Origin of the sequence: Teichococcus aestuarii (genome assembly GCF_003116135.1) — a bacterium.
GTDB lineage: Bacteria > Pseudomonadota > Alphaproteobacteria > Acetobacterales > Acetobacteraceae > Pseudoroseomonas > Pseudoroseomonas aestuarii.
On record NZ_PDOA01000026.1, the window covers coordinates 1 to 24666 of the forward strand.

At 71.9% G+C, this 24666-nt stretch carries 24 protein-coding genes; 12 read left to right on the top strand and 12 right to left on the bottom strand.

Annotated features, from left to right (window positions below; all coding sequences use genetic code 11):
• From CR165_RS21695 to CR165_RS21735, 9 genes are all read right to left on the bottom strand, one after another.
• The coding region (locus tag CR165_RS21695) for a transposase (protein ID WP_367604219.1) at window positions 1-115 on the bottom strand (115 nt) is incomplete at its 3' end.
• A gap of 213 nt (window positions 116-328) precedes the next feature.
• The gene (locus CR165_RS21700; RefSeq protein WP_109519008.1) at window positions 329-1111 is read right to left on the bottom strand and encodes an amino acid ABC transporter ATP-binding protein; all 783 of its coding nucleotides are present in this window, start codon (window positions 1109-1111) and stop codon (window positions 329-331) included.
• A 49-nt stretch (window positions 1112-1160) separates the two neighbouring features.
• The gene (locus CR165_RS21705) at window positions 1161-1841 is read right to left on the bottom strand and encodes an amino acid ABC transporter permease (RefSeq protein ID WP_109519009.1); all 681 of its coding nucleotides are present in this window, start codon (window positions 1839-1841) and stop codon (window positions 1161-1163) included.
• A gap of 12 nt (window positions 1842-1853) precedes the next feature.
• On the bottom strand, window positions 1854-2522 hold the full coding sequence (locus tag CR165_RS21710; RefSeq protein WP_219929826.1) for an amino acid ABC transporter permease: 669 nt from the start codon (window positions 2520-2522) through the stop codon (window positions 1854-1856).
• Window positions 2523-2609: 87 nt separating this feature from the next.
• On the bottom strand, window positions 2610-3497 hold the full coding sequence (locus tag CR165_RS21715) for a transporter substrate-binding domain-containing protein (RefSeq protein ID WP_109519010.1): 888 nt from the start codon (window positions 3495-3497) through the stop codon (window positions 2610-2612).
• A 76-nt stretch (window positions 3498-3573) separates the two neighbouring features.
• Window positions 3574-4815: a D-amino acid dehydrogenase gene (locus tag CR165_RS21720; RefSeq protein WP_109519011.1), complete on the bottom strand. Its 1242-nt coding sequence runs from the start codon at window positions 4813-4815 to the stop codon at window positions 3574-3576.
• Window positions 4816-4824: 9 nt separating this feature from the next.
• Window positions 4825-6054, bottom strand: coding sequence for a threonine synthase (thrC, locus tag CR165_RS21725; RefSeq protein ID WP_109519012.1), 1230 nt, complete (start codon window positions 6052-6054; stop codon window positions 4825-4827).
• A gap of 82 nt (window positions 6055-6136) precedes the next feature.
• The gene (locus tag CR165_RS21730; protein ID WP_109519013.1) at window positions 6137-6904 is read right to left on the bottom strand and encodes an SDR family oxidoreductase; all 768 of its coding nucleotides are present in this window, start codon (window positions 6902-6904) and stop codon (window positions 6137-6139) included.
• A 28-nt stretch (window positions 6905-6932) separates the two neighbouring features.
• Window positions 6933-7622, bottom strand: coding sequence for a GntR family transcriptional regulator (locus tag CR165_RS21735; RefSeq protein WP_109519014.1), 690 nt, complete (start codon window positions 7620-7622; stop codon window positions 6933-6935).
• Window positions 7623-7762: 140 nt separating this feature from the next.
• On the opposite strand from CR165_RS21735, the gene CR165_RS21740 reads away from it, so the two are divergent.
• The 7 genes from CR165_RS21740 (at window position 7763) to CR165_RS21770 (ending at window position 16655) form a co-directional block, all read left to right on the top strand.
• Window positions 7763-9001, top strand: a complete 1239-nt coding sequence (locus CR165_RS21740) for an ABC transporter substrate-binding protein (RefSeq protein WP_109519015.1) — start codon at window positions 7763-7765, stop codon at window positions 8999-9001.
• 83 nt (window positions 9002-9084) lie between these two features.
• On the top strand, window positions 9085-9960 hold the full coding sequence (locus tag CR165_RS21745) for a branched-chain amino acid ABC transporter permease (RefSeq protein ID WP_109519016.1): 876 nt from the start codon (window positions 9085-9087) through the stop codon (window positions 9958-9960).
• Between the two features lie 10 nt (window positions 9961-9970).
• On the top strand, window positions 9971-12484 hold the full coding sequence (locus CR165_RS21750; protein ID WP_245906678.1) for a branched-chain amino acid ABC transporter ATP-binding protein/permease: 2514 nt from the start codon (window positions 9971-9973) through the stop codon (window positions 12482-12484).
• A gap of 124 nt (window positions 12485-12608) precedes the next feature.
• Entirely contained in the window at window positions 12609-13544 is a 936-nt protein-coding gene (locus CR165_RS21755; protein WP_181378289.1) for a 3-hydroxyacyl-CoA dehydrogenase, read from the top strand.
• 1 nt (window position 13545) lies between these two features.
• Window positions 13546-14472: a BKACE family enzyme gene (locus CR165_RS21760; protein ID WP_109519017.1), complete on the top strand. Its 927-nt coding sequence runs from the start codon at window positions 13546-13548 to the stop codon at window positions 14470-14472.
• A 180-nt stretch (window positions 14473-14652) separates the two neighbouring features.
• A complete protein-coding gene (locus tag CR165_RS21765) occupies window positions 14653-15597 on the top strand; it encodes a transglutaminase family protein (RefSeq protein ID WP_109519018.1) in 945 nt (314 codons plus the stop codon).
• A 245-nt stretch (window positions 15598-15842) separates the two neighbouring features.
• Entirely contained in the window at window positions 15843-16655 is an 813-nt protein-coding gene (locus tag CR165_RS21770) for a transglutaminase-like domain-containing protein (protein WP_109519019.1), read from the top strand.
• Window positions 16656-16684: 29 nt separating this feature from the next.
• Here CR165_RS21770 and CR165_RS21775 read toward each other — a convergent pair whose 3' ends face one another.
• On the bottom strand, window positions 16685-17173 hold the full coding sequence (locus CR165_RS21775) for a GFA family protein (protein WP_109519020.1): 489 nt from the start codon (window positions 17171-17173) through the stop codon (window positions 16685-16687).
• A gap of 153 nt (window positions 17174-17326) precedes the next feature.
• On the opposite strand from CR165_RS21775, the gene CR165_RS21780 reads away from it, so the two are divergent.
• Window positions 17327-17485 carry an aa3-type cytochrome c oxidase subunit IV gene (locus CR165_RS21780; RefSeq protein WP_109519021.1) on the top strand — a complete coding sequence of 53 codons (159 nt, stop codon included), beginning with the start codon at window positions 17327-17329 and terminating at the stop codon, window positions 17483-17485.
• Window positions 17486-17633: 148 nt separating this feature from the next.
• Here the strand turns inward: CR165_RS21780 and ndk are convergent, their stop codons facing one another.
• A complete protein-coding gene (gene ndk / locus CR165_RS21785; protein WP_109519022.1) occupies window positions 17634-18056 on the bottom strand; it encodes a nucleoside-diphosphate kinase in 423 nt (140 codons plus the stop codon).
• 225 nt (window positions 18057-18281) lie between these two features.
• On the opposite strand from ndk, the gene CR165_RS21790 reads away from it, so the two are divergent.
• Complete coding sequence (locus CR165_RS21790) at window positions 18282-19322, top strand: AI-2E family transporter (protein ID WP_109519023.1); 1041 nt, start codon at window positions 18282-18284, stop codon at window positions 19320-19322.
• A gap of 12 nt (window positions 19323-19334) precedes the next feature.
• On the opposite strand, the gene CR165_RS26065 is transcribed toward CR165_RS21790, so the two are convergent.
• Window positions 19335-20528, bottom strand: coding sequence for an energy transducer TonB (locus CR165_RS26065; RefSeq protein WP_109519024.1), 1194 nt, complete (start codon window positions 20526-20528; stop codon window positions 19335-19337).
• A 225-nt stretch (window positions 20529-20753) separates the two neighbouring features.
• Between CR165_RS26065 and CR165_RS21800 the strand changes: the two genes are divergently transcribed.
• The 3 genes from CR165_RS21800 (at window position 20754) to CR165_RS21810 (ending at window position 24661) form a co-directional block, all read left to right on the top strand.
• Complete coding sequence (locus CR165_RS21800; RefSeq protein WP_181378290.1) at window positions 20754-21530, top strand: class I SAM-dependent methyltransferase; 777 nt, start codon at window positions 20754-20756, stop codon at window positions 21528-21530.
• Between the two features lie 152 nt (window positions 21531-21682).
• Entirely contained in the window at window positions 21683-22705 is a 1023-nt protein-coding gene (locus CR165_RS21805) for a Bug family tripartite tricarboxylate transporter substrate binding protein (protein ID WP_181378291.1), read from the top strand.
• Between the two features lie 69 nt (window positions 22706-22774).
• Window positions 22775-24661, top strand: coding sequence for an ABC-F family ATP-binding cassette domain-containing protein (locus CR165_RS21810; protein ID WP_109519027.1), 1887 nt, complete (start codon window positions 22775-22777; stop codon window positions 24659-24661).
• Window positions 24662-24666 lie beyond the last annotated feature (5 nt).

A 24666-nucleotide genomic window follows, 5' to 3' on the forward strand; every position in this document is an offset into this window, starting at 1 on the left:
CGCGCAATGAATGCTCCCGCTGTCCGACGTCCTCCGGCAGGAGCGTCAGATAGGGCGCGACCAGCACCCATTCTTCATCAGACACATCAGATGGGTACGGCTTGCGGGCAGTCATGCCCCGCAACCTGATCGTTACCAGGCCAGAGGTCCATAACAACCTCTAGAATGAGGGTTTTGTTATGAGATCTTGCTTCTATATAAGCTTTATGACTTTCAAAGCACTTTATAAGCAAAGAATCAGTGTCTGCATCAATTCCGCCAAAATTTGCAACGGCGTTAAGATCCATTTCGATTAACTCCACAATGATTTGTGAATAATTTCAATATTTTATATCCCAAACATCCCGTGAAACCGCCCCAAAAAGCTCCGCAGCCTCTCGCTCTCCGGGTTCCCGAACACCGCCTCCGGCGGCCCCGCCTGGGCCACCCGGCCCTGGTCCATGAACACCACGTGGTGCGAGACCTCCCGCACGAAGAGCATCTCGTGGCTCACCACCAGCATGGTCATGCCGCTCTCGGCCAGGCCCTGCATCACGCCCAGCACCTCGGAGACCAGTTCGGGGTCCAGCGCGCTTGTCACCTCGTCGAACAGCAGCAGGCGCGGCTCCATCGCCACGGCGCGGGCGATGGCCACGCGCTGCTGCTGCCCGCCGGAGAGCTGGTAGGGGTAGTGGCCGCGCCGCTCGGCCAGGCCGACGCGGGAGAGCCAGTGGGTGGCAATCTCCCGCGCCTCGGCCTTGGGTTTGTTCAGCACCTTGGTCAGGCCCAGCATCACGTTCTCCTCCGCCGTCAGGTGCGGGAAGAGGTTGAACTGCTGGAACACCATGCCGATCCGCGCCCGCTGGGCGGAGATGGCGGTCTCGCTCAGCCGCCGCCGGCGGCCGCCTTCGGTGCGGTAGCCCACCGGCTCGCCATCGAGCAGGATCTCGCCGCCATCATGCTCCTCCAGCAGGTTCACGCAGCGCAGGAAGGTGGTCTTGCCGGAGCCGGAGGCGCCGATCAGCGAGACCACCTGCCCCTGGCGCACCTCCAGGTCGATCCCCTTCAGCACCTCCACGGCGCCGAAGCTCTTGCGCACGCCCCGGGCGCGCAGCAGCACGTCATCGGCCATGCGGCCTCCTGCCTGTGTGGGTGGGGTCATGGTTGCCTTCCTCCGCGCGCTAGTAGCGAAGGTAGGAGAAACGCCGCTCCAGCCGCGCGCCGAGCCAGGCGATGGTGGCGTTGATCATCAGGTAGAGCAGCCCGGCAAAGAGGTAGAAATCGACGATCAGGTAGTTGCGGGCGACGATCTGCTGGTTGGTCAGCAGCAGCTCCACCACGCCGATGATGGAGAGCAGCGTGGTGCCCTTCACCACCTCCAGCCCGGTGTTCACCCAAGGGGGCAGCATCCGCCGCAGCGCCTGCGGCAGGATCACGTAGCGCAGCCGCTGGGAGAAGCGCAGCCCGATGGCCTTGCCCGCCTCCATCTGCCCCGCCGGCACCGATTCCACCGCGCCGCGCAGCGTCTCCGCGATATGCGCCGTGGCGAAGGCGGAGAGCGCGATCACCCCCGCCCAGTAGGCCGGCAGATTGATGCCGAACAGCGACAGCCCGTAATAGGTGAACAGGATCAGGACCAGGATCGGGATGCCCCGCATGAAGTCCACATAGATCCGCGCCAGCAGCCGCAGCCACCACCAGCCATAGGCCAGCGCCACCCCCATCGCCACGCCGAACAGGGTGGCGAAGAGGATGGTCAGCGCCGAGGCGCTCATCGTCACCCACAGCCCGTTCAGCAGGGAGAAGCGCGCCACCCAGGCCTCGAACCAGAAGGTGCCGGGGGCGAAGGAGAAGTCGAGCATCGGCGCCCTCCCTCAGCGGATGGTGGCGTAGCGGCGCTCCACCTGCCGCAGCAGGGTGGCGAGCAGCCAGGCGGTGGCGAGGTAGAGGACGCTGGCGGTGAGCCACACCTCCATGACGCGGAAGGTGTTGGCGTTGATCTGCCGCGCCACGAAGGTCAGCTCCGGGATGGCGATGGCCGCGGCCAGCGAGGTGTCCTTGAACAGCGAGATGAGGTTGTTGCTGATGCTGGGCAGGGTGATGCGGAACATCACCGGCAGCACCACCCATCTCTGCCGCTGCCAGGGCCGCATGCCGATGGCCTTGGCCGCCTCCACATACTGCTTCGGGATGGAGGCCAGCCCGGCGCGGAACACCTCGCTCATATACGCCCCCGCATAGAGCGAGAGGGTGAGGATGAAGCTCTGCGTCTTGTCGAGGAAGTAGATGCCGAATTCGGGCAGCCCGAAATAGACGAAGAAGATCAGCAGCAGCAGCGGCGTGCAGCGGATGATCTCGACATAGGCCCAGACCGGCCCCGAGAGCCACCGCTTGCCCGAGACCCGCGCATAGGCCGCCGCCAGCCCGATGACGCTGCCGATCAGCAGCGACACCACGGCCAGCCCCAGCCCCAGCGCGAGCGCCTCCAGGAACAGCCCCCAGTTGCGGGTGATGACGCTCCAATCGAAGTAGTACTGGATCATGCGGCCCTGCTGCCCGGAATGGCGGGGTCCGGGGTGACACTGTCACCCCGGCGGGGGTCCAGGGGGCGGCGCCCCCTGGCGCTTCGGTCAGGAGAATTCGGCCGGATAGCCGATCTTGGGCGTGGCCAGCTCGATGCCGAACCACTTCTTGTAGGAGGCGGCGAAGGTGTCGAAATCCACCCCCATCATGGCTTCCTTGTACACGGTGTTGACCCAGTTCAGCCAAACCGGGTCCCCCGGCTTGACGGCCGAGGCGTAGGAATTGGGCATCCACCCGTATCCGGCATCGACGAAGCGCCCCGGCGCCTGCTGCATCAGCCAGCGGGCGGCGGACTGGTCGGCCATGTAGGCGTCGACGCGGCGGGCGTTGAGCGCCTGCAGCGTGGCGTCCGGGCTCTCGAAGGCATCGACCTTGGCCTGGGGCAGCGCCTTGCGCACCCACTCGGTGAGGAACACGTTCTGCATGCCGCCGATGGTGACGGCGTTGCCCGCCGCCTTGAGCGCCTCGAAATTCTGGTACTTGGCGCCGCGCGCCAGCAGCAGCAGGGTCACGCCCTCGCGGTAGTAGGGGATGGTGAATTCCACCTGCTGCGCGCGGCCGGGCGTCACGGTCATCCACTGCACCACGATGTCCACCTTGTCGGTGACCAGCGAGGGGATGCGGGCGTCCGAGCCCTGGAGCACGAACTCCACCTTGCTCTCGTCGTCGAAGAGCGACTTGGCGAGCAGCCGCGCCAGGTCGATGTCCATGCCCTGCAGCTTGCCGTCGGCGCCCTCGAAGTGCCAGGGCGGGTTGGTGCTGCCGGTGCCGACGATGAGGCGGCCCCGCTCCTTGATCACCTGGAGCTTGCTCTTGCCCAGCGTCTGGGCAACGGCCCCCTTCGGCGCGAAGAGGGCGGCGGCGCCGCCCAGCATCGCCCCCAGGCCGAACAGCCCGCGCCGCTCCATGCCGGCGGCCTTGTCCTTCTGGTCCATGGTCGGTCCCCTGCTCTCCCTCGCATGCCTTGGGTGGCATGTCCGGGGAGAAGGTCAGCAAGAAACGCGCCGCTTGTCACGCCACCGCAGCGAGTGAATTGCGGCGGCCGTCGATGATCTCGGCGATGCGCTGGCCGGAGCCCGCCCCCATGGTCCAGCCCGTATGGCCGTGGCCGGCATTCAGGTAGAGCCCGCCCAGCCGCGTGGGGCCGATGCGCGGCAGGCCATCCGGCACCATCGGCCGCAGCCCGGCCCAGCGTATGGCGCCCGCCGCCGAGTCGGCCCCCTCGAAGGCGGGGAAGAGCTGCGTCACGCCGCGCATCAGCGCGCCGATGCGCGCCGGCGAGGGGGTGGTGTCGAAATCCGCCACCTCGGCCGATCCGACGATGCGGTAGCGGTCGCCGAGCGGGGTGAGGGCGAATTTGCGGCCATCGTCGAGGATGGCGTTGCGCGGCCCCTCCGGCCAGACGGCGCGCGGCAGGGTGACGGAAAGCCCCTTCACCGGGTGGATCGGCACATGGATGCCGAGCGGCCGCAGCAGCGTGGCCGAGTGCGGCCCGAGCGCCACCACCACCGCGTCGCACGCCATCTCGCCGGCGGAGGTGGCCACCGCCGCCACCCGCCCGCCACGCTGCACCAGCTTCTCCACCGTGGTGCCGTAGTGGAACTCCACCCCGCGCGCGGCGCACCAGGCGGCCAGGCCCTGGCTGAACTTGCTGCAATCCCCCACCTCGTCCTGCGGGAAGTGCAGCCCGCCCGCCACCTTCTCGGCCACCGGGGCCAGCGCCGGCTCGCGGGCAATGCAGGCGGCGCGGTCCAGCCGCTCCGTCACCAGCCCGTGCGGCGCCAGCGCCTCATGCGCCCGGGCGGCGGCCTCCCACTCGGCGGCGGTGCCGAAGGTCTTGAGCACGCAGCCGCCGGCATAGTCGTATTCCACGCCCGTCCCGGCGCGGATCTCGGCCATGCAGCGCGCCGAGTGCAGCGCCAGCTCCAGATTGGCCAGCGCCCCCGCATTGTGCACGGCGGTGCGGGAGGCGGCGAGGAAGCCCAGGCCCCAGCGCCACATGCGCGGCAGGGCGGAGGGGCGCAGCAGGAAAGGCGCGTCCTCCTGCCCCAGCCATTTCAGCACCTTGAGCGGCATGCCCGGCGCCGCCCAGGGCTGCACCGAGCTGACATGGATGATGGCGCCATTGCCCCAGCTGGTTTCCAGCCCGGCGGCCTCGCGCCGCTCCACCACGCTCACCTGATGGCCGGCGCGCAGCAGCCAGTAGGCGCTGCTGACGCCGATGACCCCGGCGCCCAGGACGATGATGCGCATATCCCTGCCTCAATCCTTCTCCGCCAGCGCAGACTCACAGAGGCGGGCCACGGCGGCAAGGTCGCCCGGCTCCGGCACGGGGTGGATGCGCGCCGGCATCTCCTGGTAGGCCCGCCCGTCCTTGAAGCCGTGGCCGGTGATCAGGCAGACCACCACCGCCCCCTCCGGCACCAGCCCGCGCGCCAGCAGCGCCGGCAGGGCGGCGATGGGGCTGGCCCCCGTCGGCTCGGCATAGAGCCCGGCGCGGCGGGCGAGCAGGCGCATGGCCCCGCGCAGGGCGTCGTCGCTCACCGCCACCGCCGTGCCGCCGCTCTGGCGCACCAGGCGCAGCGTGTGGGTGCCGTCCCGCTCATAGCCGATCAGCGGGTCGCTGATGCCGGAGGCGATGGTGTCGGGCATCCCCCAGGCCTCCACCCGCTCCGCCCCCGCCTCGAAGGCCCGCACGATGGGCGCGCAGCCTTCCGCCTGCACGGCGACGAGGCGCGGCCCCGCCGCCCCGGCGAAGCCCTCGGCCGCGAAGCCGCGCGCCACCCCCTCGACCAGCGGCCCGCTGCCGGTGGGCACCAGCACGAGGTCCGGCACCCGGCCGCCGAGCTGGGCGCGGATCTCGGGCCCCACCAGCTTCAGCCCGTCCACCGCCCAGGGGTTGATGAAGGTGGTGGTGAGGTTGGCGTAGCCGTGGCGCTCGGCCAGCGCGGCGGCGAGGTCGTAGGAGCGGCTGTAGTGCCCCGGCACCTTCAGCAGCACCGCGCCATGCGCCGCGATCTGTGTCACCTTGCCGTCCGGCGTGTGGGCGGGCACGATAATGATGGCCCCCAGCCCCGCCCGCGCCGCATAGGCCGCGACCGACGCCCCGGCATTGCCGGAGGAGGCGCAGACCACCCCCCGCGCGCCCAGCTCGATCGCCTTGCTGATGCCGGCGCTGATGGCGCGGTCCTTGAAGGAGCCGGAGGGGTTGCGGGTCTCGTCCTTCAGCCACAGCTCGCCGCGGAAGCCGGGGATCGCCGCCTCCAGATGCGGGGCGCGCAGCAGCGGCGTCTCCCCCTCCCCCAGCGAGACGATGGCGCCGGGGTCGGTGACGCCGAGGCGGGCGGCGTGGCGCCACATGCCGGGCGGCAGGCCGGGGGGCGGGGCGAGCCCGCTCTCGCCCTCCACCCGCAGGATGCCGCCGCAGGCCGCGCAGGCATAGCGCAGCGTGGGCGGGTGAGTGTGGCCGCATTCGATGCAGCGCAGGTACATGGCACGCCTCCCGGAGCTTCCTCGGCGGCCACTCTGCGGAAAGCCCGCCCCGGAGCCAAGCGGCGGCGGGGCGGGCGGCGGGTCAGGAGAGCATGCGCGTGTCGCCATCCACGCTGATGGCCTGGCCGGAGATGGTGCGGCCGCGCGGGCTGCACAGGAACATCACCTGGTCCGCCAGCTGCCGCGCCGTGACGTATTCCTTGATGGAGGTGAAGGAGAAGGCCAGCGCCTCCATCTCGCTGAAAGGAATACCCTTCTGCTGCGCCTTGGCCTCCAGCACGCGGCGCTGCCGGTCGCCGGCCACCAGCCCGGGCAGGATGGCGTTCACCCGGATGCCGTCATCCCCCAGCTCGATCGCCAGCGACTTCGTCAGGCCGATGACGCCCCACTTGGCCGCCGCATAGGGCGCCCGCAGCGCGAAGCCGTGCTTCCCCGCCGCCGAGGAGAGGTTGACGATGCTGGCGTTGGACGAGCGCCGCAGATGCGGGATGGCCAGCCGCGCGCAGTTGAACTGGCTGGTCAGGCACACCTCCACGCAGCGGTCCCAGTCCTCCGGGTTGATCTCGTCGAGCCGGCCCGTGGGGCCGGCGATGCCCGCGTTGTTCACCAGGATGTCGAGCCCGCCCAGCTCCGCCAGCGCGGCGTCGAACAGCGCGGCGACATCGGCGCGGTCCGCCACGTCGGCGCGGCGGTGGCCGACGCCCGCCGGCAGGGTGGCGAGCCCGGCCTCGTCGAGGTCGCAGGTGAAGACCTTCGCCCCCTCCTCCACGAAGGCCTCGACGATGCCGCGGCCGATGCCGGCCGCCCCCGCCGTCACCAGCACCCGCGCGCCCTGCAATCCGAGATCCATGTCGTATCCCCCTGTTCCGGGCGGTGCCTCAGGCTTCGGGAAGCCCGCCCTTGTCGATGATGAAATCCGCCGCCCGCGTGATGTCCTCGGCGATGGCGGCGCGCGCCGCTTCCGCATCCCGCGCGCGGATGGCGCGCAGCGCCGCGGCGTGGCAGCGCAGCGCGTGCCCCGCCGTCAGCCGGTCGCGCGAGTGGCGCAGGTCGAGGTTGATCACCGGCCCCGCCTTCAGCCAGAGCGCGCCGATCACGTCGAGCAGCGTCGGCAGCCCGGCGGCGGCGTAGATGGCGAAGTGGAAGTCGCGGTTCAGCGCCACGGCGTCGCCCAGGTCGGCGGTGGCGCTGCCCTCGCGCATGGCGGCCTCGGCGCTGGCGATGGCGCGCAGCTGCGCCGGGCCGCGCGCCAGCGCCGCCCGCGCCGCCGCCCAGCCCTCGATGCCCGCGCGCGTCTCGGCCAACTCGCGGAACTGCGCGCGGGTCATCACCGGCACGCGCACGGCGCGGTTCGGCGCCACCTCCAGCGCATGGTCGGCGATCAGCCGGCTCACCGCCTCCCGCACCGGCATGACGGAGACGCCGAGCGCCTCGGAGAGGTCGCGCAGCGAGAGCTTCTCCCCCGGCGCCACACGCCCCGAGGCCAGCAGGTCCCGCAGATGCGCGTAGGCCGCCTCCGAGAGGGTGCGGCGCTCCAGCAGCGGCAGGCTGGCGATGGCGTGGTTCACGCATTCCCCTCTGGACAATCCGGTGCGGATACGCAACCCTGCCTGTGATCACAGATCACGACAAGGGATCGGATCGCGGCAGGGGCGGAAAAACGCCCCGCTGAACGAGGCCCGCTGAACAAGGGTAGAGGAACACGAGAATGACCGAGCTTCCCCGCATCACGCGGCGGGGCGCGCTGCTTGGCGCCGCCACGCTGCTCGCCGCCCCCGCCATCTCCTACGCGCAGTCCGATGTCATCCGCATCGGCCACCTGACGCCGCGCACCGGCTTCCTCGGCCCGCTCGGCGAGTTCGCCGTGCAGGCCGGCCAGCTCGCCATGGACGAGATCAACGCCGCGGGCGGCATCCTCGGCCGCAAGCTGGAGATCACCTTCGAGGACAGCGTCAACCCGCAGACGGCGAGCGCCAAGGCGGAGCGCTACATCCAGCGCGACAAGGTCAGCTGCATCGTGGGCGAGATCAACTCCGCCTCGGCGCTGGCCATCGGCCAGGTGGTGCAGCGCGAGAAGGCGCTGTTCATCAACACCGGCGCCAATTCCGACGCGCTGCGCGGCAGCGACTGCCGCAAGTTCATGTTCCACATCGAGGGCCAGAACTCGATGTACGTGAAGGCGGTGGGCCGCGTGCTGGTGCAGCAGGGCCTCATCAAGGGCAAGAAGGTCTATGCGCTCACCGCCGACTACGCCTTCGGCCACGACCTGCTGCGCGTCGCCAAGCGCTTCATGGGCGAGAATGGCGGCACCGTCGCGAACGAGGACCTGATCCCGACCGACCTGACCGACTTCTCGCCCTTCCTGCTCAAGATCCGCCAGGCGCGGCCGGACGTCATCATCGCCAACCTGGCCGGCGCGCAGATCACCAACTTCCTCAAGCAGTATTCGGAGTTCGGGCTGCGCTTCCCGGTGGCGGGCTTCGGCTTCGACACGGCGCTGGCCTGGGGCGCCGGCCAGGGCAACTTCCTCGGCACCTGGCCGACCATGTGGCACCACCGCCTCGACAACCCGGCGGCGAAGAAGTTCACCGCCGATTTCCGCCAGCGCTTCGGCCGCCCGCCGGAGAACCAGGCCTGGGGCGACTACAACGCCATCAAGATCGTCGCCCAGGCGATGACCGAGACCAAGGGCACCGACGGCCCGCGCATCGTCGAGTACCTGGAGAGCGGCGCCAAGTTCGGCGTGCTGAAGGCGCGCGAGAGCTATTTCCGCGCCCGCGACCACCAGATCATGACCGAGATGTACGCCATCACCGCCCTGCCGCCGGCGGAGCAGAAGGACCGCTACGACATCTTCACCGCCACCGCCACCGTGCCGGGGCCGGAGGAGAGCCTGGAGGCCATCGGCGCCACGCCGGAAGAGAACAGCTGCACCTTCCCGGCCTGACGCGGGCCTCGGCCTGAACACCCCCCGCCGCACGCCTACATGGCGCGCGGCGCGGGCGCCCCATCGGCGCAGGAGCCTCCGCCTTGGAAATCGTCTTCCTCATCGAGCAGATCCTCAACGGGCTGCTGATCGGCGCCTATTACCTGCTGATCGCGCTCGGCCTGTCGCTCATCTTCAGCCTGGGCGGCATCGTCAACCTGGCGCATGGCGCCTTCTACGCCATCGGCGCCTACCTCACCGTGGCGCTGGCGCCGACCATCGGCTTCGGCGGCGCCTTCGTGGCGGCGCCCGTGCTGGTGGCGCTGCTCGGCCTCGTCATCGAGCGCTTCCTGCTGCGCCGCTTCTACCGGGCCGACCCCATCCTCTCGCTGCTGCTCACCTTCGGCCTGGCCATGGTGGCGGAGCAGACGCTGCGCATGGTGTTCGGCGCGCCGCCGCTGCCCTTCTCCATCCCGCTCGCGCTGCGGGGCCAGGTGTTCATCGGCGATTTCATCTATTCCCGCTACCGGCTGATGATCCTCGGCGTCGCGGCGCTCTGCGTGCTGGGGCTGTGGCTGCTGCTGCAACGCACCCATTTCGGCCGCGTCGTCCGCGCCGGGGTGCAGAACCCGGACATGGTGGGCGCGCTCGGCATCTCGCTGCGCCCCTACATGTCGGCGGTGGTGATGATCGCGGTGGGGCTCGCGGCACTGGCCGGCGTCATGCTGGCGCCCGTCATCGGCGTGCACCCGGCGATGGGGGCGGAGATCCTCACCTTCGCCTTCGTCGTCGTCGTCATCGGCGGGCTCGGCTCCTTCTGGGGCGTGGTCGTCGCGGCGCTGATCGTGGGCGTGGTGCGCGGCATCGCCGCCTATGCCTATCCGCCGGCCACCGAGGCCTCCGTCTATCTCCTCATGCTGCTCGTCCTGCTGCTGCGCCCGCGCGGCCTGTTCGGCGAGCGCATCGCGAAGTTCGAGTGAGCGCCACGCCATGATGACCCGCGAACTCCGCCCCCTGCTCATCGCGCTCGCCGCGCTGCTGCTGCTGCCGGTGCTGCTGCCGGCGCTGGGCCTGACCCTGAAATCCGCCACCGACGTGGTGGTCTTCGCCATCGCCGTGATGGGGCTGAACATCCTGGTCGGCCACACCGGCCTGGTCTCCTTCGGCCATGGCGCCTGGTTCGGCATCGGCGCCTATGCCGCCGGCATCCTGCAGCGCCACTTCTTCCCCGGCGACATGGTGCTGCCCGCGCTGATCGGGCTGGCGGTGGTGGCGGCGCTGGCCGCCCTGATCGGCATGCTGATCCTGCGCCGCAGCGGCGTCTATTTCTCGCTGCTGACGCTGGCGCTCACCGCCATGCTGTTCACCATCGCCTTCCGCTGGACCGAGCTGACCGGCGGCGAGGACGGCTTCGGCGGCATCACCCGCTACGCCTTCCTCGACGAGCCGGCGGCCTACTACGCGGTGGTCGCCACCATCGGCTTCGCCGTGGTGTTCGCGCTGTGGCGCTTCCACCACGCGCCGGCCGGCACCGTGCTCGTCGCCATCCGCGAGAACGAGCAGCGCGCCCGCTTCGTCGGCTACGACACCACACGCTACAAGCTGCTGGCCTTCACCCTCTCGGCCAGCGTCACCGCACTGGCGGGCATGCTCTCCGCCTACAACCACCGCTTCGCCTCGGCCGAGCCCATCGCCATCGCCTTCTCGGGCGAGCTGCTGGCGATGGTGGTGATCGGCGGCATGCGCTCCTTCCTGGGTCCGGCCCTCGGCGCACTGTTCTACATCCTGTTCCGCGAGTTCCTCTCGATCTACACGGCCAACTGGCTGCTGATCTTCGGCCTGCTCTTCGTCGGCTTCATCGTCTTCTCGCCGGACGGGCTGGTGGGCGTGGGCCAGAGGCTGCTCGCCCCCTTCCGGAAGAAGGTGGTGGAGGACGCGGCGATGTCCGCCCGCCGCACCGCGGCGCCGACGCCGGTGCCCACGCGCTTCATCCGCCCCGGCGCCGCCGCCGGCGGCCCGGTGCTGGCGGCGGAGGCGCTGGAGAAGAAGTTCGGCCGCATCCAGGCGGTGCGCGGCGTCTCCTTCCAGGTGGGCGACCGCACCCTGCACGCACTGATCGGCCCCAACGGCGCCGGCAAGACCTCGGCCTTCAACCTGCTCTCCGGCATGTTCCCGCCGGATGCCGGGCGCGTCACGCTGGACGGGCGGGATGTCACGGGCTTCAGCCCGCAGGCCATCACCCGCGCCGGCATCGGCCGTTCCTTCCAGATCACCAACCTCTTCCCCGGCCTCTCCATCGCCGAGAACCTGCGGCTGGCCATCCAGGCGCGCCACCCCGCGCGCTTCGGCCTGTGGCACGACGCCCATTCCTATGACGACATGGCGGACGACACCGCCACGCTGCTGCACTGGATGGGCCTGGCCGGCATCGAGCGCGCCGAGGCCGGCGCCCTCTCCTATGGCGGGCAGCGGCTGGTGGACATGGCGGTGGCCGTCGCCACCCGCCCGCGCATTCTTCTGCTCGATGAGCCGCTGGCGGGGCTGGCGACGGCGGAACGCACCCGTGTCGGCGAGCTGATCAAGCGCGTCTCCACCGACATCCCCGTGCTGCTGGTGGAGCACGACATCGACCGCGTCTTCGCCCTGGCCGACCGCGTGACGGTGATGAACGACGGCGAGGTGCTGGTGGACGGCACGGTGGAGGATGCGCGCACCGACCCGCGCGTGCAGGCTGTCTATCTCGGCTCCGGCAACACCGCCATCGCGGCGAAGGAACGCGCCTCGGCGATGACCGACGCGGTGCTGCTGAAGCTCGACGGCATCAACACCTTCTACGGCAAGAGCCACATCCTCCAGGGCGTCTCGCTGGAGGTGCGGCAGGGCGAGATCCTGGCCCTGCTCGGCCGCAACGGCGCCGGCAAGTCCACGCTGCTCAAGTCCATCATGGGCATCGCGCGGCCGGCCAGCGGCAGCATGACGCTGGCCGGCGAGCCGGTCGCCGGCCTGCCCTCCGACCAGATCGCCCGTCGCGGCGTGGGCTTCGTCCCCCAGGGGCGCGGGCTGTTCGCCGGCATGTCGGTGGCGGAGAACCTGGCGCTCGGCCGCCTCAAGCGCCTCACCGGCGCCGGCGACCACTGGACGGAGGAGAAGGTGCTGGAATTCTTCCCGCGCCTGAAGCAGCGCTGGCGCACGCCGGCCGACGCCCTCTCGGGCGGCGAGCAGCAGATGGTGGCGGTCGCCCGCGCCCTCTCCGGCGACACCCGTCTGCTGCTGCTGGACGAGCCCTTCGAGGGCCTCTCCCCCGCCGTGACGGAGGAGCTGTTCGAGGCCTTCGACAAGCTGCGGCGGGAGATCTCCATCATCATCGTCGACCACAACCTCGACCTCGCCCTGGCGCTGTCGGACGGCACGGTGGCGCTGGAGCGCGGCGCGGTGACCTGGGCCGGCGCCTCGCGCCTGCTGCGCGACGACCTGGAACTGCGGCGGAAGGTGCTGTGGCTTTGATCGGGCAAGATCAGGGGAGAATGAATTCTCCCCCGAACCCCCTCATCTTTTTTCTGCAAGTTTCCCTGATGGCGGGGTCCGGGGAAGGCAGCGCCTTCCCCGGCAGACACACGGGACACAACCGATGACCATGCATCCCTCCAAGGTCGCCATTGTCGGCGCCGGCCTGATCGGCCGCGCCTGGGCGATGATCTTCGCCCGGGCCGGCTGGCAGGTGGCGCTGTTCGACCCCGCCCCCGGCATCGCCGCGCAGGCCGAGGGCCTCTGCGCCCAGGGCCTGACCGACCTCGCCGAGCAGGGCCTCTGCGAGGACCCGGCCGGCGCCGCGCGCCGCATCCAGGCGGTGGGCAGCCTGGCCGAGGCGGTGTCGGACGCCGCGCTGGTGCAGGAGAACGGCCCGGAGCGGCTGGAGGTGAAGCAGGAGTTGTTCGCCGAGCTGGACCGGCTGGCGCCGCCCGGCTGCATCCTGGCCTCCTCCTCCTCCGCCATCCGCGCCTCGCTGTTCACGGAAGCGCTGCCGGGCCGCGGCCGCTGCCTCGTCGCCCACCCGGTGAACCCGCCGCACCTGATCCCGCTGGTGGAGCTCTCCGGCGCGCCCTGGACTTCGCCCGAGAGCATCGCCCGCGCGCGGGAGATCTATGCCGCCATCGGCCAGGTTCCCATCGCCGTGCTGAAGGAAGTGGAGGGCTTCATCCTCAACCGCCTGCAGGGCGCGCTGCTGGCCGAGGCCTTCCGGCTGGTGTCGGAGGGCTATGTCAGCCCGCAGGATCTCGACCACACGGTGAAGGACGGGCTCGGCCTGCGCTGGTCCTTCATGGGGCCGTTCGAGACCATCGAGCTGAACGCGCCGGGCGGCATCCCCGATTACTGCGCGCGCTACACCGGCTTCTACAGGCGCCTCGCCGCCGACCCGGCGCGGCCGGAGGTCTATGAGGCACCGGCCGTCGGGCGCATCCTGGAGGAATGGGGGGCGCCGCCCGACCTGCCGGAGAAGATGCGCTGGCGCGACCGGCGCCTCGCCGCGCTGCGCGCGCACAAGCTGACACAAGAGGAGGGCTGACATGGCCACGCGGAAAGTCGTCATCACCTGCGCCGTCACCGGCGCGATCCACACGCCGAGCATGTCGCCCGCGCTGCCCGTCACCGCCCAGCAGATCGCCGACGCGGCGATCGGCGCGGCGGAGGCAGGCGCCGCCATCGTCCACCTGCACGCGCGCAACCCGGTGGACGGACGCCCGGACCAGACGCCGGAGGGCTTCTCGCCCTTCCTCCAGGTCATCAAGCAGCGCTGCGACGCGGTGATCAACATCACCACCGGCGGCGCGCCGACCATGACCATCGAGGAGCGGGTGCGCCCGGCCGCCACCTTCAAGCCGGAGGTGGCCAGCCTGAACATGGGCAGCATGAATTTCGGCCTGTTCGGCATGCTGAACCGGTTCAAGGAGTTCAAGCACCCGTGGGAGAAGGAATACCTCTCCGACAAAGGCATCATCTTCCGCAACAGCTTCGCGGATATCGAGTACATTCTGACCACCTGCCGCGAGAACGGCACGCGCTTCGAGTTCGAGTGCTACGACACGGCGCATCTCTACAACCTGAAGTACTTCTTCGATCAGGGCATCGTGACGGGGCCGCTGTTCATCCAGACGGTGTTCGGCCTCCAGGGCGGCATCGGCGCCCACCCGGAGGACGTGATGCACATGAAGCGCACGGCCGACCGGCTGTTCGGCGACAATTACCGCTGGTCGGTGCTGGGCGCCGGGCGCAACCAGCTCCCCATCGCGGCGATGGCGGCGGCGATGGGCGGCAACATCCGCGTCGGTCTGGAGGACAGCCTGTGGGCCGGCCCCGGCAAGTTCGCCGAGAGCAACGCCCAGCAGGTGCGGCTGGCGCGGCAGATCGTCGAGGGGCTGGGGCTGGAGATCGCCTCGCCGGACGAGGCTCGCGAGATCCTCGACCTCAAGGGCCCGGACCGCGTGGCCTTCTGAAGCGGCCGGCGGCGGGGGCGCGCACCGTCCCCCCGTCCCGCTTGCCAGCCGGGCCGCCATGCGCCATGGCAGGGCTTCCCGGTGGCCGGCACCCCCGCCACCCGCCGGGCGGGACGAGCCGGAGCCACAGCCGATGCGCCTTCCCCGCCTGCCGCCCGCCCCACCGGGGCGCGCCCCGGCATGACGCTGTTCAACGTTCGCCACCTCACCGAATACCGCTATGCGAAGCCGGTGCGCTTCGGCGAGCACCGGCTGATGTTTCGCCCGCGCGACAGCCACGACCAGCGCCTGCTGGAGGCCACGCTGGCGGTGGACCCCGAGCCGGCCGAGCTGCGCTGGATCCACGACGTGTTCGGCAATTGCGTGGCGCTGCTGCGCTTCGGCCGGCCCGCCGCGCGCCTGAGCTTCGACACGCGCATCCGGCTGGAGCACACGCCACAGCACGGGCCGGCCTTCCGCACCGACACCGCCGCCCTCACCTACCCCTTCGCCTACGACGCCGAGGACCTGCCGGACCTGCTGCGCACCATGGCGCCGCACCACCCCGATCCGGGCGGCGAGGTGGCGCGCTGGGCGCGGCAGTTCATCCGCCCCGGCCGGCCCAGCGAGACGGGCCACCTGCTGATGACGCTGTGCTACGCCATCCGCGAGAGCTTCTCCTACGCCCGCCGCACCGAGCCCGGCACCCAGCCGCCGCTGCAGACGCTGCACCTGCGCCGCGGCACCTGCCGCGACTTCGCGCTGCTGATGATGGAGGCGGTGCGCCACCTCGGCTTCGCCGCCCGCTTCGTCACCGGCTATGTCTATGTGCCGGACCGCGACGGCTCCACCACGCTGGGCGGCGGCTCCACCCATGCCTGGTGCCAGGTCTACCTGCCCGGCGCCGGGTGGGTGGAGTTCGACCCGACCAACGGCATCGTCGGCAACCGGGACCTGATCCGCGTCGCCGTCACCCGCACGCCGGAGCAGGCGGTGCCGCTGCAGGGCAGCTACCACGGCGCGGCGGAGGACGGGCTCGGCATGCGCGTGCAGGTCAACGTCACCACGGAGGCCGCCCTGCCGCCCGGCCAGGATGCGGCCCCCCGGCCGGGTGCCGGCGGCCTCCTGAGGGCCCGCCCGGGCTGAGGGCCCCCGCCCGATCCAGGGGTCCCGCCTGATCCAAGGGTCCCGCTTCGGGGCCGCCGGGCGGCGAACCCCGTATCGCCGCCTGGCAAGGACGGCGTATAGGAACAGCATGAGCAGGGCCGGCGCAACGGCCCGCCACAGGGATTGCGGCGGCGCAGCAACCGGCGGTGCCGGGGCCGCGTTCCGTCGGACACGGCCCCGCCCACATTCAAGCCCGGCGCCCCTCGCGGCGCCCCGGAGACGCGATGAAGATCCGCGCAGGCTTCACCCTGGCCTATGAGTGCCCGCAGCCCACGCCGATGCTCCTGGTGCTGAACATCCACCCCTCGCGCCGTGCCGACCTGCTGACCGGGCAGACCCTCTCCTACGACCGCCCGGTGCAGGCCCGGGAATACATCGACGGCTTCGGCAATGCCTGCACGCGCATCCTGGTGCCGGCCGGCCGCACCACCCTCTCCACCCGCTTCGAGATCCGCGACAGCGGCCTGCCGGACCCGGTGACGCCCGAGGCCGCGCAGCACGAGATCCAGGACCTGCCGGACGCGGCGCTGGTCTACCTGCTGGGCAGCCGCTACTGCGACACGGACCGGCTGGCCGACTTCGCCTGGGCGCAGTTCGCCCACACACCGCAGGGCTGGGCGCGGGTGCAGGCCATCTGCGACTTCGTGCACGGCCACATCACCTTCGACTACCAGAAGGCGGATTCCACGCGCTCGGCGCATGACGGCTTCACCGGCCGCTACGGCGTCTGCCGGGACTTCGCGCACCTGGCCATCACGCTGTGCCGCTGCATGAACATCCCGGCGCGCTACTGCACCGGCTATCTCGGCGACATCGGCGTGCCCGCGGTGCCGGACCCGATGGATTTCAGCGCCTGGTTCGAGGTCTATCTGGGCGGCCGCTGGCACACCTTCGATGCCCGGCACAACCGCCCGCGCATCGGCCGCATCCTCATGGCCACGGGCCGGGACGCGACGGATGTGGCGCTCTCCACCAATTTCGGCCCCGCCACCCTGGCGCGGTTCGAGGTGGTGACGGAGGCGGTGCCCAACGCCTGAGCCTGCCTATCGCCTGAAAGCCGGGCGGCTCAGTCCACCCACAGCCCGCGCCGGCGGTGCCACTGCTCGATCGATTCCTCTGGATAGGCGTCGAAGCAGGCATCGCCGGGGCCGGTCTGCGGCTCCACCCAGGGGGCCTTGTCCTTCAGCATCAGGTGGACGCGCGCGGGCGGCACGGGCAGCGCGGTGTCGATGGCCGAGGCGAAGGGGTGCACCAGATCGGGCCAGGAGGGGTCGGCCATCCACAGCGCGCTGGCGCAGCGGGGGCAGAAATGGCGCTCGCCGCTGCTGGTCTCGCAATGCCCGTCATCGGCGCGGATCTCGGCGTGGTAGATGGCGGTGCGGCCGCTGTGCCGCAGCGTCTCCGCCACCCCCATGATGTTGATGGCATAGCCCCCGCCCCCCGCCGTCTTGCGGCAGATGCTGCAGTAGCAGCGCTGGTAGGGGTGCGGCGTGTGGCTGGCGACCGAGAAGCGCACGGCGCCGCAGCGGCAGGAGCCTTCCAGGGTGATCGGCATGGGCTTGGTCCTCCTGCCGGGGGCAACGCCCTCCAGGGGGGGAGGGTTCCTGGAAGCGGCGCCCTCGGCACCGTGCCCCCGCCAAGCCTCTTGCCGATGCGGCGCGCGATCCGTATTCCTGCGCGCTCAGGCTGGCGCAGCAGAGGGAACCCCATGGCCGAGGTGAATCACGAGATCGACTTCGTCGAGGTGAAGTCCGAGGACATCCTCGCCGAGCGCACCCATGGCTGGGACATGTTCACGAAGGCCACCAAGTGGGGCATCGGCGCCGTCATCGTGCTGCTGCTCTTCCTCTACGTCTTCTGGGGCTGAGGCCCCGCCCCGCCGGCGTCCTGTGGCCGGCGGCGGGAGGAAAGCGAAAAAAAAAGGCGGGCCGCTCCGGCGGCCCGCCTTTTTTCATGCGTGTGTCACGCCCGCCGGGCGGGCCGGAGGCGGGGGGAGCGAACCCCCCGCGCCCGCTTCAGCCGACGATCTCGGTGCCGGCGAAGAAGAAGGAGACCTCGCGGGCCGCGGCCTCGGGGCCGTCGGAGCCGTGCACGCTGTTCGCCTCGATGCTCTCGGCGAACTCCTTGCGGATGGTGCCCTCGGCGGCGTTGGCCGGGTTGGTGGCGCCCATGATCTCGCGGTTGGCGGCGATCGCGTTCTCGCCTTCCAGGACCTGCACCACCACCGGGCCGGAGGTCATGAAGGCCACCAGGTCGTTGTAGAAGGGGCGGGCCTTGTGCTCGGCGTAGAAGGCGCCGGCCTGCGCCTGGGAGAGCTGGATGCGCTTCTGCGCGACGATGCGCAGGCCCTTCTCCTCGAACTTGGCGTTGATCTTGCCGGTCAGGTTGCGGCGGGTGGCGTCCGGCTTGATGATCGACAGGGTGCGCTCGGTGGCCATGGGAATGTCCTCACGGATAGGGGGCGGTTGCCGCCGCCGGATAGGCGGGCTGGCCGATCGGCGCAAGGGGCCATGGCCCGGCGCGGGCATGGGCGCCGGCATGGGCATGGGCATGGGCATGGGCATGGGCGCCGCCCCTCGGCAGTTCCTCCCCGGCGCAACCCCGGCCGCGCCCGGGCTTTAACCGCCCGCCTCCCCGGCGGGAGCGCTTGGGGGAGGCCCGGCATGCCGCGCAAGACCGTTTCACTGCTCATCCTGGCGGGCGCGCTGCTGCTGCTGCTCTGGATGATGCCGGAGGTGCCGCTGCTGGTCTTCGCAGCGGCGCTGCTCGGCGTCTTCCTGCATGCGGGGGCGCGGCTGCTGCGCCGGGTGCTGCCGGTGCCGCACGGCGCGGCGGTGGGGCTGTTCCTGCTGCTGCTGCTGCTGCTCGCCGCCGGCATCGGCATGCTGGCGGCGCAGCCGATCGCCGAGCAGCTCAACGAGTTGTGGCGCCAGGTGCCCGCCGCCACCCGGCGCCTGACCGACATGCTCTCCCGCTACAGCTGGGGGCAGGAGATCCTGCAGCGCCTGCAGCCCGGCAACATGGAGCTGCCGGCGGGCGGCAGCAGCACCGCCTTCTCGGCGCTGAACACCACCTTCGGCGCCCTGGCCAACGTGGTGCTGGTGGCCTTCCTCGGCCTCTACTTCGCGCTGGACCCGAAGCTCTACCGGCGCGGCATCGAGGCGCTGGTGGCGCCCTCGCTGCGCCCGCGCGCGCGGCAGGTGTGCGAGGAGGCCGCCGCCACGCTGCGCGGCTGGCTCGGCGCGCAGATGGTCTCGATGGCGGTGGTGGGCATGCTCACCGGCCTCGGCCTGTGGCTGATCGGCATTCCGCTGGCGCTGGTGCTGGGCCTCATCGCCGCGCTGCTGGCCTTCATCCCCACCCTCGGCCCGGTGCTGGCGGCGGTGCCGGCGGTGCTGCTCGGCCTGTCCGAGGGCTTCTCCGGCGCGTTCTCCGTCATCGGCGTCTATCTCGTGGTGCAGTCGGTCGAGAGCTACCTGATCACCCCTTATGTGCAGAAGCGCAGCGTGGACCTGCCGGAGGCCGCCACCATCATCGCCCTGGTGGCCTTCGGGCTGATGTTCGGCTTCCTCGGCATGCTGCTGGCGACGCCGATGGCGGCGCTGCTGCTGATGCTGGTGCGCCGCCTCTATGTCGAGGACTACCTGGAGCACGAGCCGGCGGAGGAGCAGCTGGTGCAGCGGCCGGTGATCCTGCGGAGCTGAGGCGCGCCGCGCTCAGCGGTAGACGATGCGGTAGTTCACCGTGAAGGTCAGGGTGGTGCTGTCGCCCTCCATCTCCGCCGTGAAGGCGGGGCCCACCTGGTCGCGGAACAGCGAGAGCGCCGCCGCGTCCAGCCAGCGGGAGCCGGAGCGGCCGGTGATCTGCACCGCCTCGATCCGCCCGTCCCGCGCCACGGTCACGCGCAGCACCACGGGGCCGTCCTCGCCGGCGGCGGCGGCCTGCGGCGGGTAGAAGCCGCGCGACTGCACCCAGGCCTGGAAGGCCCGCCCCCAGTTCCGCCCCGGCCGCGCGCCGCTGACATGCGCCATCGCGGCGCTGCCGCTGTAGGCCGGCTGCCCCGGCGCCAGCGAGCGCTGCGGCACCGGCCCGATCGCCATGTCGAGCTGGCCGGGGCGGCCCGGCGCGGGGCGGGCCTGCGGCGCCGGGGCGATCGGCCGCGCCGCCTGCGGCCCCAGGCTCAGCGTGCCGGCCAGCGGGTTCGGCCGCGGCGGCGCCTCGGGCTGCGGCGGCGCGAGCGGCAGGCGCGGCGGGCTCAGCCGGAAGGGGGTGGGCGGCGCCAGCTCGGCCGAGAGGTCGGGCAGGGGCGCGGGCGGCGGCGGCGCGGGCAGCTCGCCCTCCGGCACCGGGGGCGCCTCGGCCACCAGCGGCGGGGCGGCGGGCGGGGCGGGCGGCGCCTCGGCCGGCGGGGCGGGCGGCGGCGGTGCCTCGGCCACGGGGGGCGGCGGAGGGGCGGCCGTGGGCGGCGCGGCCAAGGGCGGCGTGGCCAGGGGTGTCTCGGGCTGCGGAGGCACGGCCAAGGGCGGCGCGGTCAGGGGCGGTGCGGGGGGTACTGGCGCGGCCTGCGGCGGGGGCGGAGGCGGCGGCTGGCTGGGGCCGGGCGGGGCCGAGACATCGGGCGGCTCCAGCGGGGCCGGGGCGCCGCCCGGCACCTCCGGCGCGCCCACCGGCGCCTGCGGCTGCGGCAGGGCCGGCCCGGCCTCGCCCGCCGCCGATTCGAACACCACCGGCACCCCCTCCCCCTCGGCGGGGCGGGGCAGCGGCTCCGGCGTGTGCGACCACAGCAGCCAGGTGGCCAGCGCGGCGTGCAGCAGCAGCGAGGCCGCCAGCCCCGGCCCCAGCCGCAGGCGCGGCCGCCCGGGCCGCCCGCCGGAGGGCGGGGCGGTGACGCCTGTCAGGCTCGTGCTCATGCGTGGCTCGGGGGCGGGAAAGGCGGCAAGGGCAAAGGCGATCCTGTCTGCCGCGCCGGGCCATGGCGCGGGGCACCCGACCCTAGAGCAGATCGCCCCCGCCCGGAACGCCCGATGCCGGGACGAGCCGCAGCCGCAACGCTCGCGCGGGGCAGCCGGACGGATGGCTTTACGGCCGTAACGTTCCGGGCCTAGCTAGGACCATTCCCCTGCATGGAACGCCCGATGCCTGAACTGCCCGCGGTCGACGCCCTCCATCTCCGCAACCCCGCCGCCCTGTTGCTGGGCCAGGTCTCGCGGGAGCTCTCGCCGGAGGATGGCATGTTCCACGGCAATGCCGAGCACTACCTGAGCTGCGGGGCATCGGCCTACAACGTCATCTCCGCCGCCCTGGACCTGTCGGGCGTCCGGCCGCGGTCCATGCTGGATTTCGGCGCGGGCGCCGGGCGGGTAACGCGCTGGCTGCGGGCGGGCCATCCGCAGGCCGCCATCGCCACCACGGATATCCGCCCCCGGGACATCGCCTTCTGCCAGGCAGCCTTCGGCACCCGCTCCTGGCTCTCCGGCATCGACATCGACCGGCTGTCCGCGCCGGAGACCTACGACCTCATCTGGGTCGGGTCGGTCATCACGCACCTGTCCGAGGAGAACTCGCTCCGCCTGATGCGGAAGCTGTTCTCCTGGCTCAATCCGCTCGGCCTCCTCGTGGTCAGCCTGCATGGCCGCTTCGTGCAGCACCGGGCGGCGCAGTTCGACCATTACGGCGTGGGCGCCGGGCGCTGGGCCGACATCGAGCGGGACTACGCGGCGCGCGGCTTCGGCTATGCGGACTATCCCGGCCAGGAAGGGTACGGCATCTCGCTGTGCTCGCCCGCCTGGATGGCCGCGGCGGCCGAGCGGGTCGCGGGCGCCAGGGTCGTCCTCTTCAGCGAGCGCGCCTGGGACGGCCACCATGACGTGGTGGCGCTGCAGAACCGGCCGGTGACGGGACAGTCCGGCTGACGCCCCGCGGCCGGGCGGCGGCGGCGGCAGCCCCGTCCGGCCGATTTCCGGATGAGGCTGTGGCCAGCCCCGCCGGCCGGTGTCTATGCTGCCTCCCTGCAACGCAGGGGCGCGCCGATGCAGCCGCCCCGCATATGGGAGAACAACCAAGAATGACGCGACGCCCCCTGCTGGCGGCGCTGCTGGGCCTGTGTGCCCTGTCCGCGCCGCTGTCCCGCCTCTCCGCCCAGACCGCCGACCGCCCCTTCCCCGACCGCGCCATCAGCCTGGCCACCGGCTACGCCCCCGGCGGCTCCACCGACATCGCCGCCCGGCTGCTGGCCGAGCGGCTCGGCGTGCACCTGGCCGGCCCCGGCGGCGAGCCGGCGCGGGTGGTGGTGGAGAACCGCCCCGGCGCCGCCGGCGTCGTCGCCAGCGAGTGGCTGCGCCGCCAGCCGGCGGATGGCCACACCATCATGCTGGTCGAATCCGGCTCGCACGGCATCGCCCCATCCGCCCTGGTGGGCGGCACGCGCTACGACCCGGTGAAGGACTACACCCAGCTCGCCGTGCTCGGCACCGGGCCGCTGGTGATCATCGCCAGCCCGGACTTCCCGCCGCGCGACGCGAAGTCGCTGCTCGCCGCGCTGCGCGAGGCGCCGCCCGAGAGCATCACCTACGCCTCCTCCGGCGTGGCGACGCCCAACCACCTGGCCTCGGAGATGCTGGCGCTGACGCTCGGCGCGCGCTTCGTGCATGTGCCCTACCGCAGCGGCGGGCAGCAGGTGCAGGCCATCCACCAGGGCCAGGGGCAGTGGGGGGTGGCGGTGCTGGCCTCGGCGGCGGGGCAGATCCGCGGCGGGCTGGTGCGCCCGATGGCGCTGACCGCGCCCGAGCGCTTCCCCACCTTCCCCGAGATCCCGACCCTGGCCGAGAGCGGCCTGCCCGGCTTCGACCTGCAGACCTGGAACGTCATCCTCGGCCCGCCGGACATGCCGCCCGCCGTGGTGGCGCGGCTGAACAAGGCGATCAACGCGGCGCTGGGCGAGGAGGCCTTCCGCAACCGGCTGATCGAGACTGGCGTGGCGCCCTGGCGCCAGGCCAACAGCCCGGCCGACGCCCGCGCCTTCCTGGAGCGCGAGGTCGCCAAGTTCAAGGACGTGGTGCAGCGCACGGGGGTGAAGCTGGAGCAGTAGGGCGGCGGGGCGGGCGGCGGCGCCACACGCCGCTTCCGCCCATGGCCCCGGATGCTCTAAACCCCGGCCATGACCGTCCTCGCCATTCGTGACCTGACCATCCGCATCGCCGGCCGCCCGCTGCTGGAGAATGCCGAGCTGATGGTGGACCCCGGCCGCAAGATCGGGCTGGTGGGGCGCAACGGCGCGGGCAAGTCCACGCTGCTGCGCGCCATCACCGGCCAGTTGCAGCCCGATGGCGGCGAGATCCGCCTCTCCGCCCGCGCCCGCATGACGCATGTGGCGCAGGAGGCGCCGGGCGGCAGCCAGGACCTGCTGGAGACGGTGCTCGCCGCCGACACCGAGCGCGCCGCCCTGCTCGCCGCGCTGGAGACGGAGAGCGATGGCGCGCGGCTGGCCGAGATCCACGAGCGGCTGATCGCCATCCGCGCCGACAGCGCCCCCTCCCGCGCCGCCATCGTGCTCTCCGGCCTCGGCTTCGACGCGGCGGCGCAGGCGCGCCCCGTGGGCGAGTTCTCGGGCGGCTGGCGGATGCGCGTGGCGCTGGCCCAGGCGCTGTTCCTCGAGCCCGACATCCTGCTGCTCGACGAGCCGACCAACCACCTCGACCTCGAGGCCACCATCTGGCTGGAGGGGTGGCTCGCGCGCTTCCCCGGCGCCGCCATCGTCGTCAGCCACGACCGCGGGCTGCTGCAGCGCTGCGTCGATTCCATCGCCCATCTCGACCGGCAGAAGATCACCCTCTATCCGGGCGGCTTCGACAATTTCGTGCGCATCCGCACCGAGCGGGCCGCGCAGCTCGCGGCCCAGGCCGAGAAGGTGGCGGCGCAGCGCGCGCACATGCAGTCCTTCGTGGACCGCTTCCGCGCCAAGGCCACCAAGGCCCGGCAGGCGCAGTCCCGCCTGAAGGCGCTGGAGAAGCTGCCCGAGATCGAGACGGTGGTGGAGGACGCCCCCACCCGCTTCGCCTTCCCCGAGCCCTCCGAGCTGGCACCGCCGATCCTCGGCCTCTCCCGCGTTGCCATTGGCTATGACGGGCGGCCGATCCTGCGCGAGCTGAACCTGCGGCTGGACCAGGAGGACCGCGTGGCCCTCCTCGGCGCCAACGGCAACGGCAAGTCCACGCTCGCCAAGCTGCTGGCCGGGCGCCTCGCGCCGCTCGCGGGCGAGGTGCAGCGCGACCGGCGCCTCAAGGTCGGCTACTTCGCGCAGCACCAGGCGGAGGAGCTGGACCTTGCCGGCACCCCCCTCTCCCACATGCAGGAGGCGCTGGGGCCGAAGGCCACCGAGACGCAGTGCCGCGGCCAGCTCGCCCGCTTCGGGCTGGACGAGGAGCGCGCCACGACCAAGATCGGCGCCCTCTCCGGCGGCGAGAAGGCGCGGCTGCTGCTGGCGCTGTGCACGCGCGACGCCCCGCACCTGCTGATCCTCGACGAGCCGACCAACCACCTCGACATCGACGCGCGCGACGCGCTGGTGAAGGCGCTGGCCGGCTTCGGCGGCGCCGTGGTGCTGATCACCCACGACCCGGACATGGTGACGCTGGCGGCCGACCGGCTCTGGCTGGTGGCCGATGGCAAGGTGACGCCCTTCGAGGGCGACCTCGACGACTACCGCGCCCACCTGGCCGAGCGCGCCCGCGCCGCCCGCGCCGCCGCCGGCGGGGGCGCCGCCGATGCCGGCGCCACCCGGCGCGACGAGCGGCGCGAGCGGGCCGAGAACCGCCAGGCCCTCGCCCCCCTGCGCCAGCGCGTGGCGAAGGTGGAGGCCGAGATGGCGAAGCTCCAGAAGGAGGCCGCGCTGCTGGAGCGCAAGCTCGGCGACCCGGACACCTATGCCCGCTTCAAGGCGGAGGACATCGCCTGGGCCACCCAGCGCCAGGGCGCCATCGCCAAGCAGGTGGCGGCGCTGGAGGAAGAGTGGCTCGAACTGCAGGAGAAGCTGGAGGCCGCCTGAAGGCG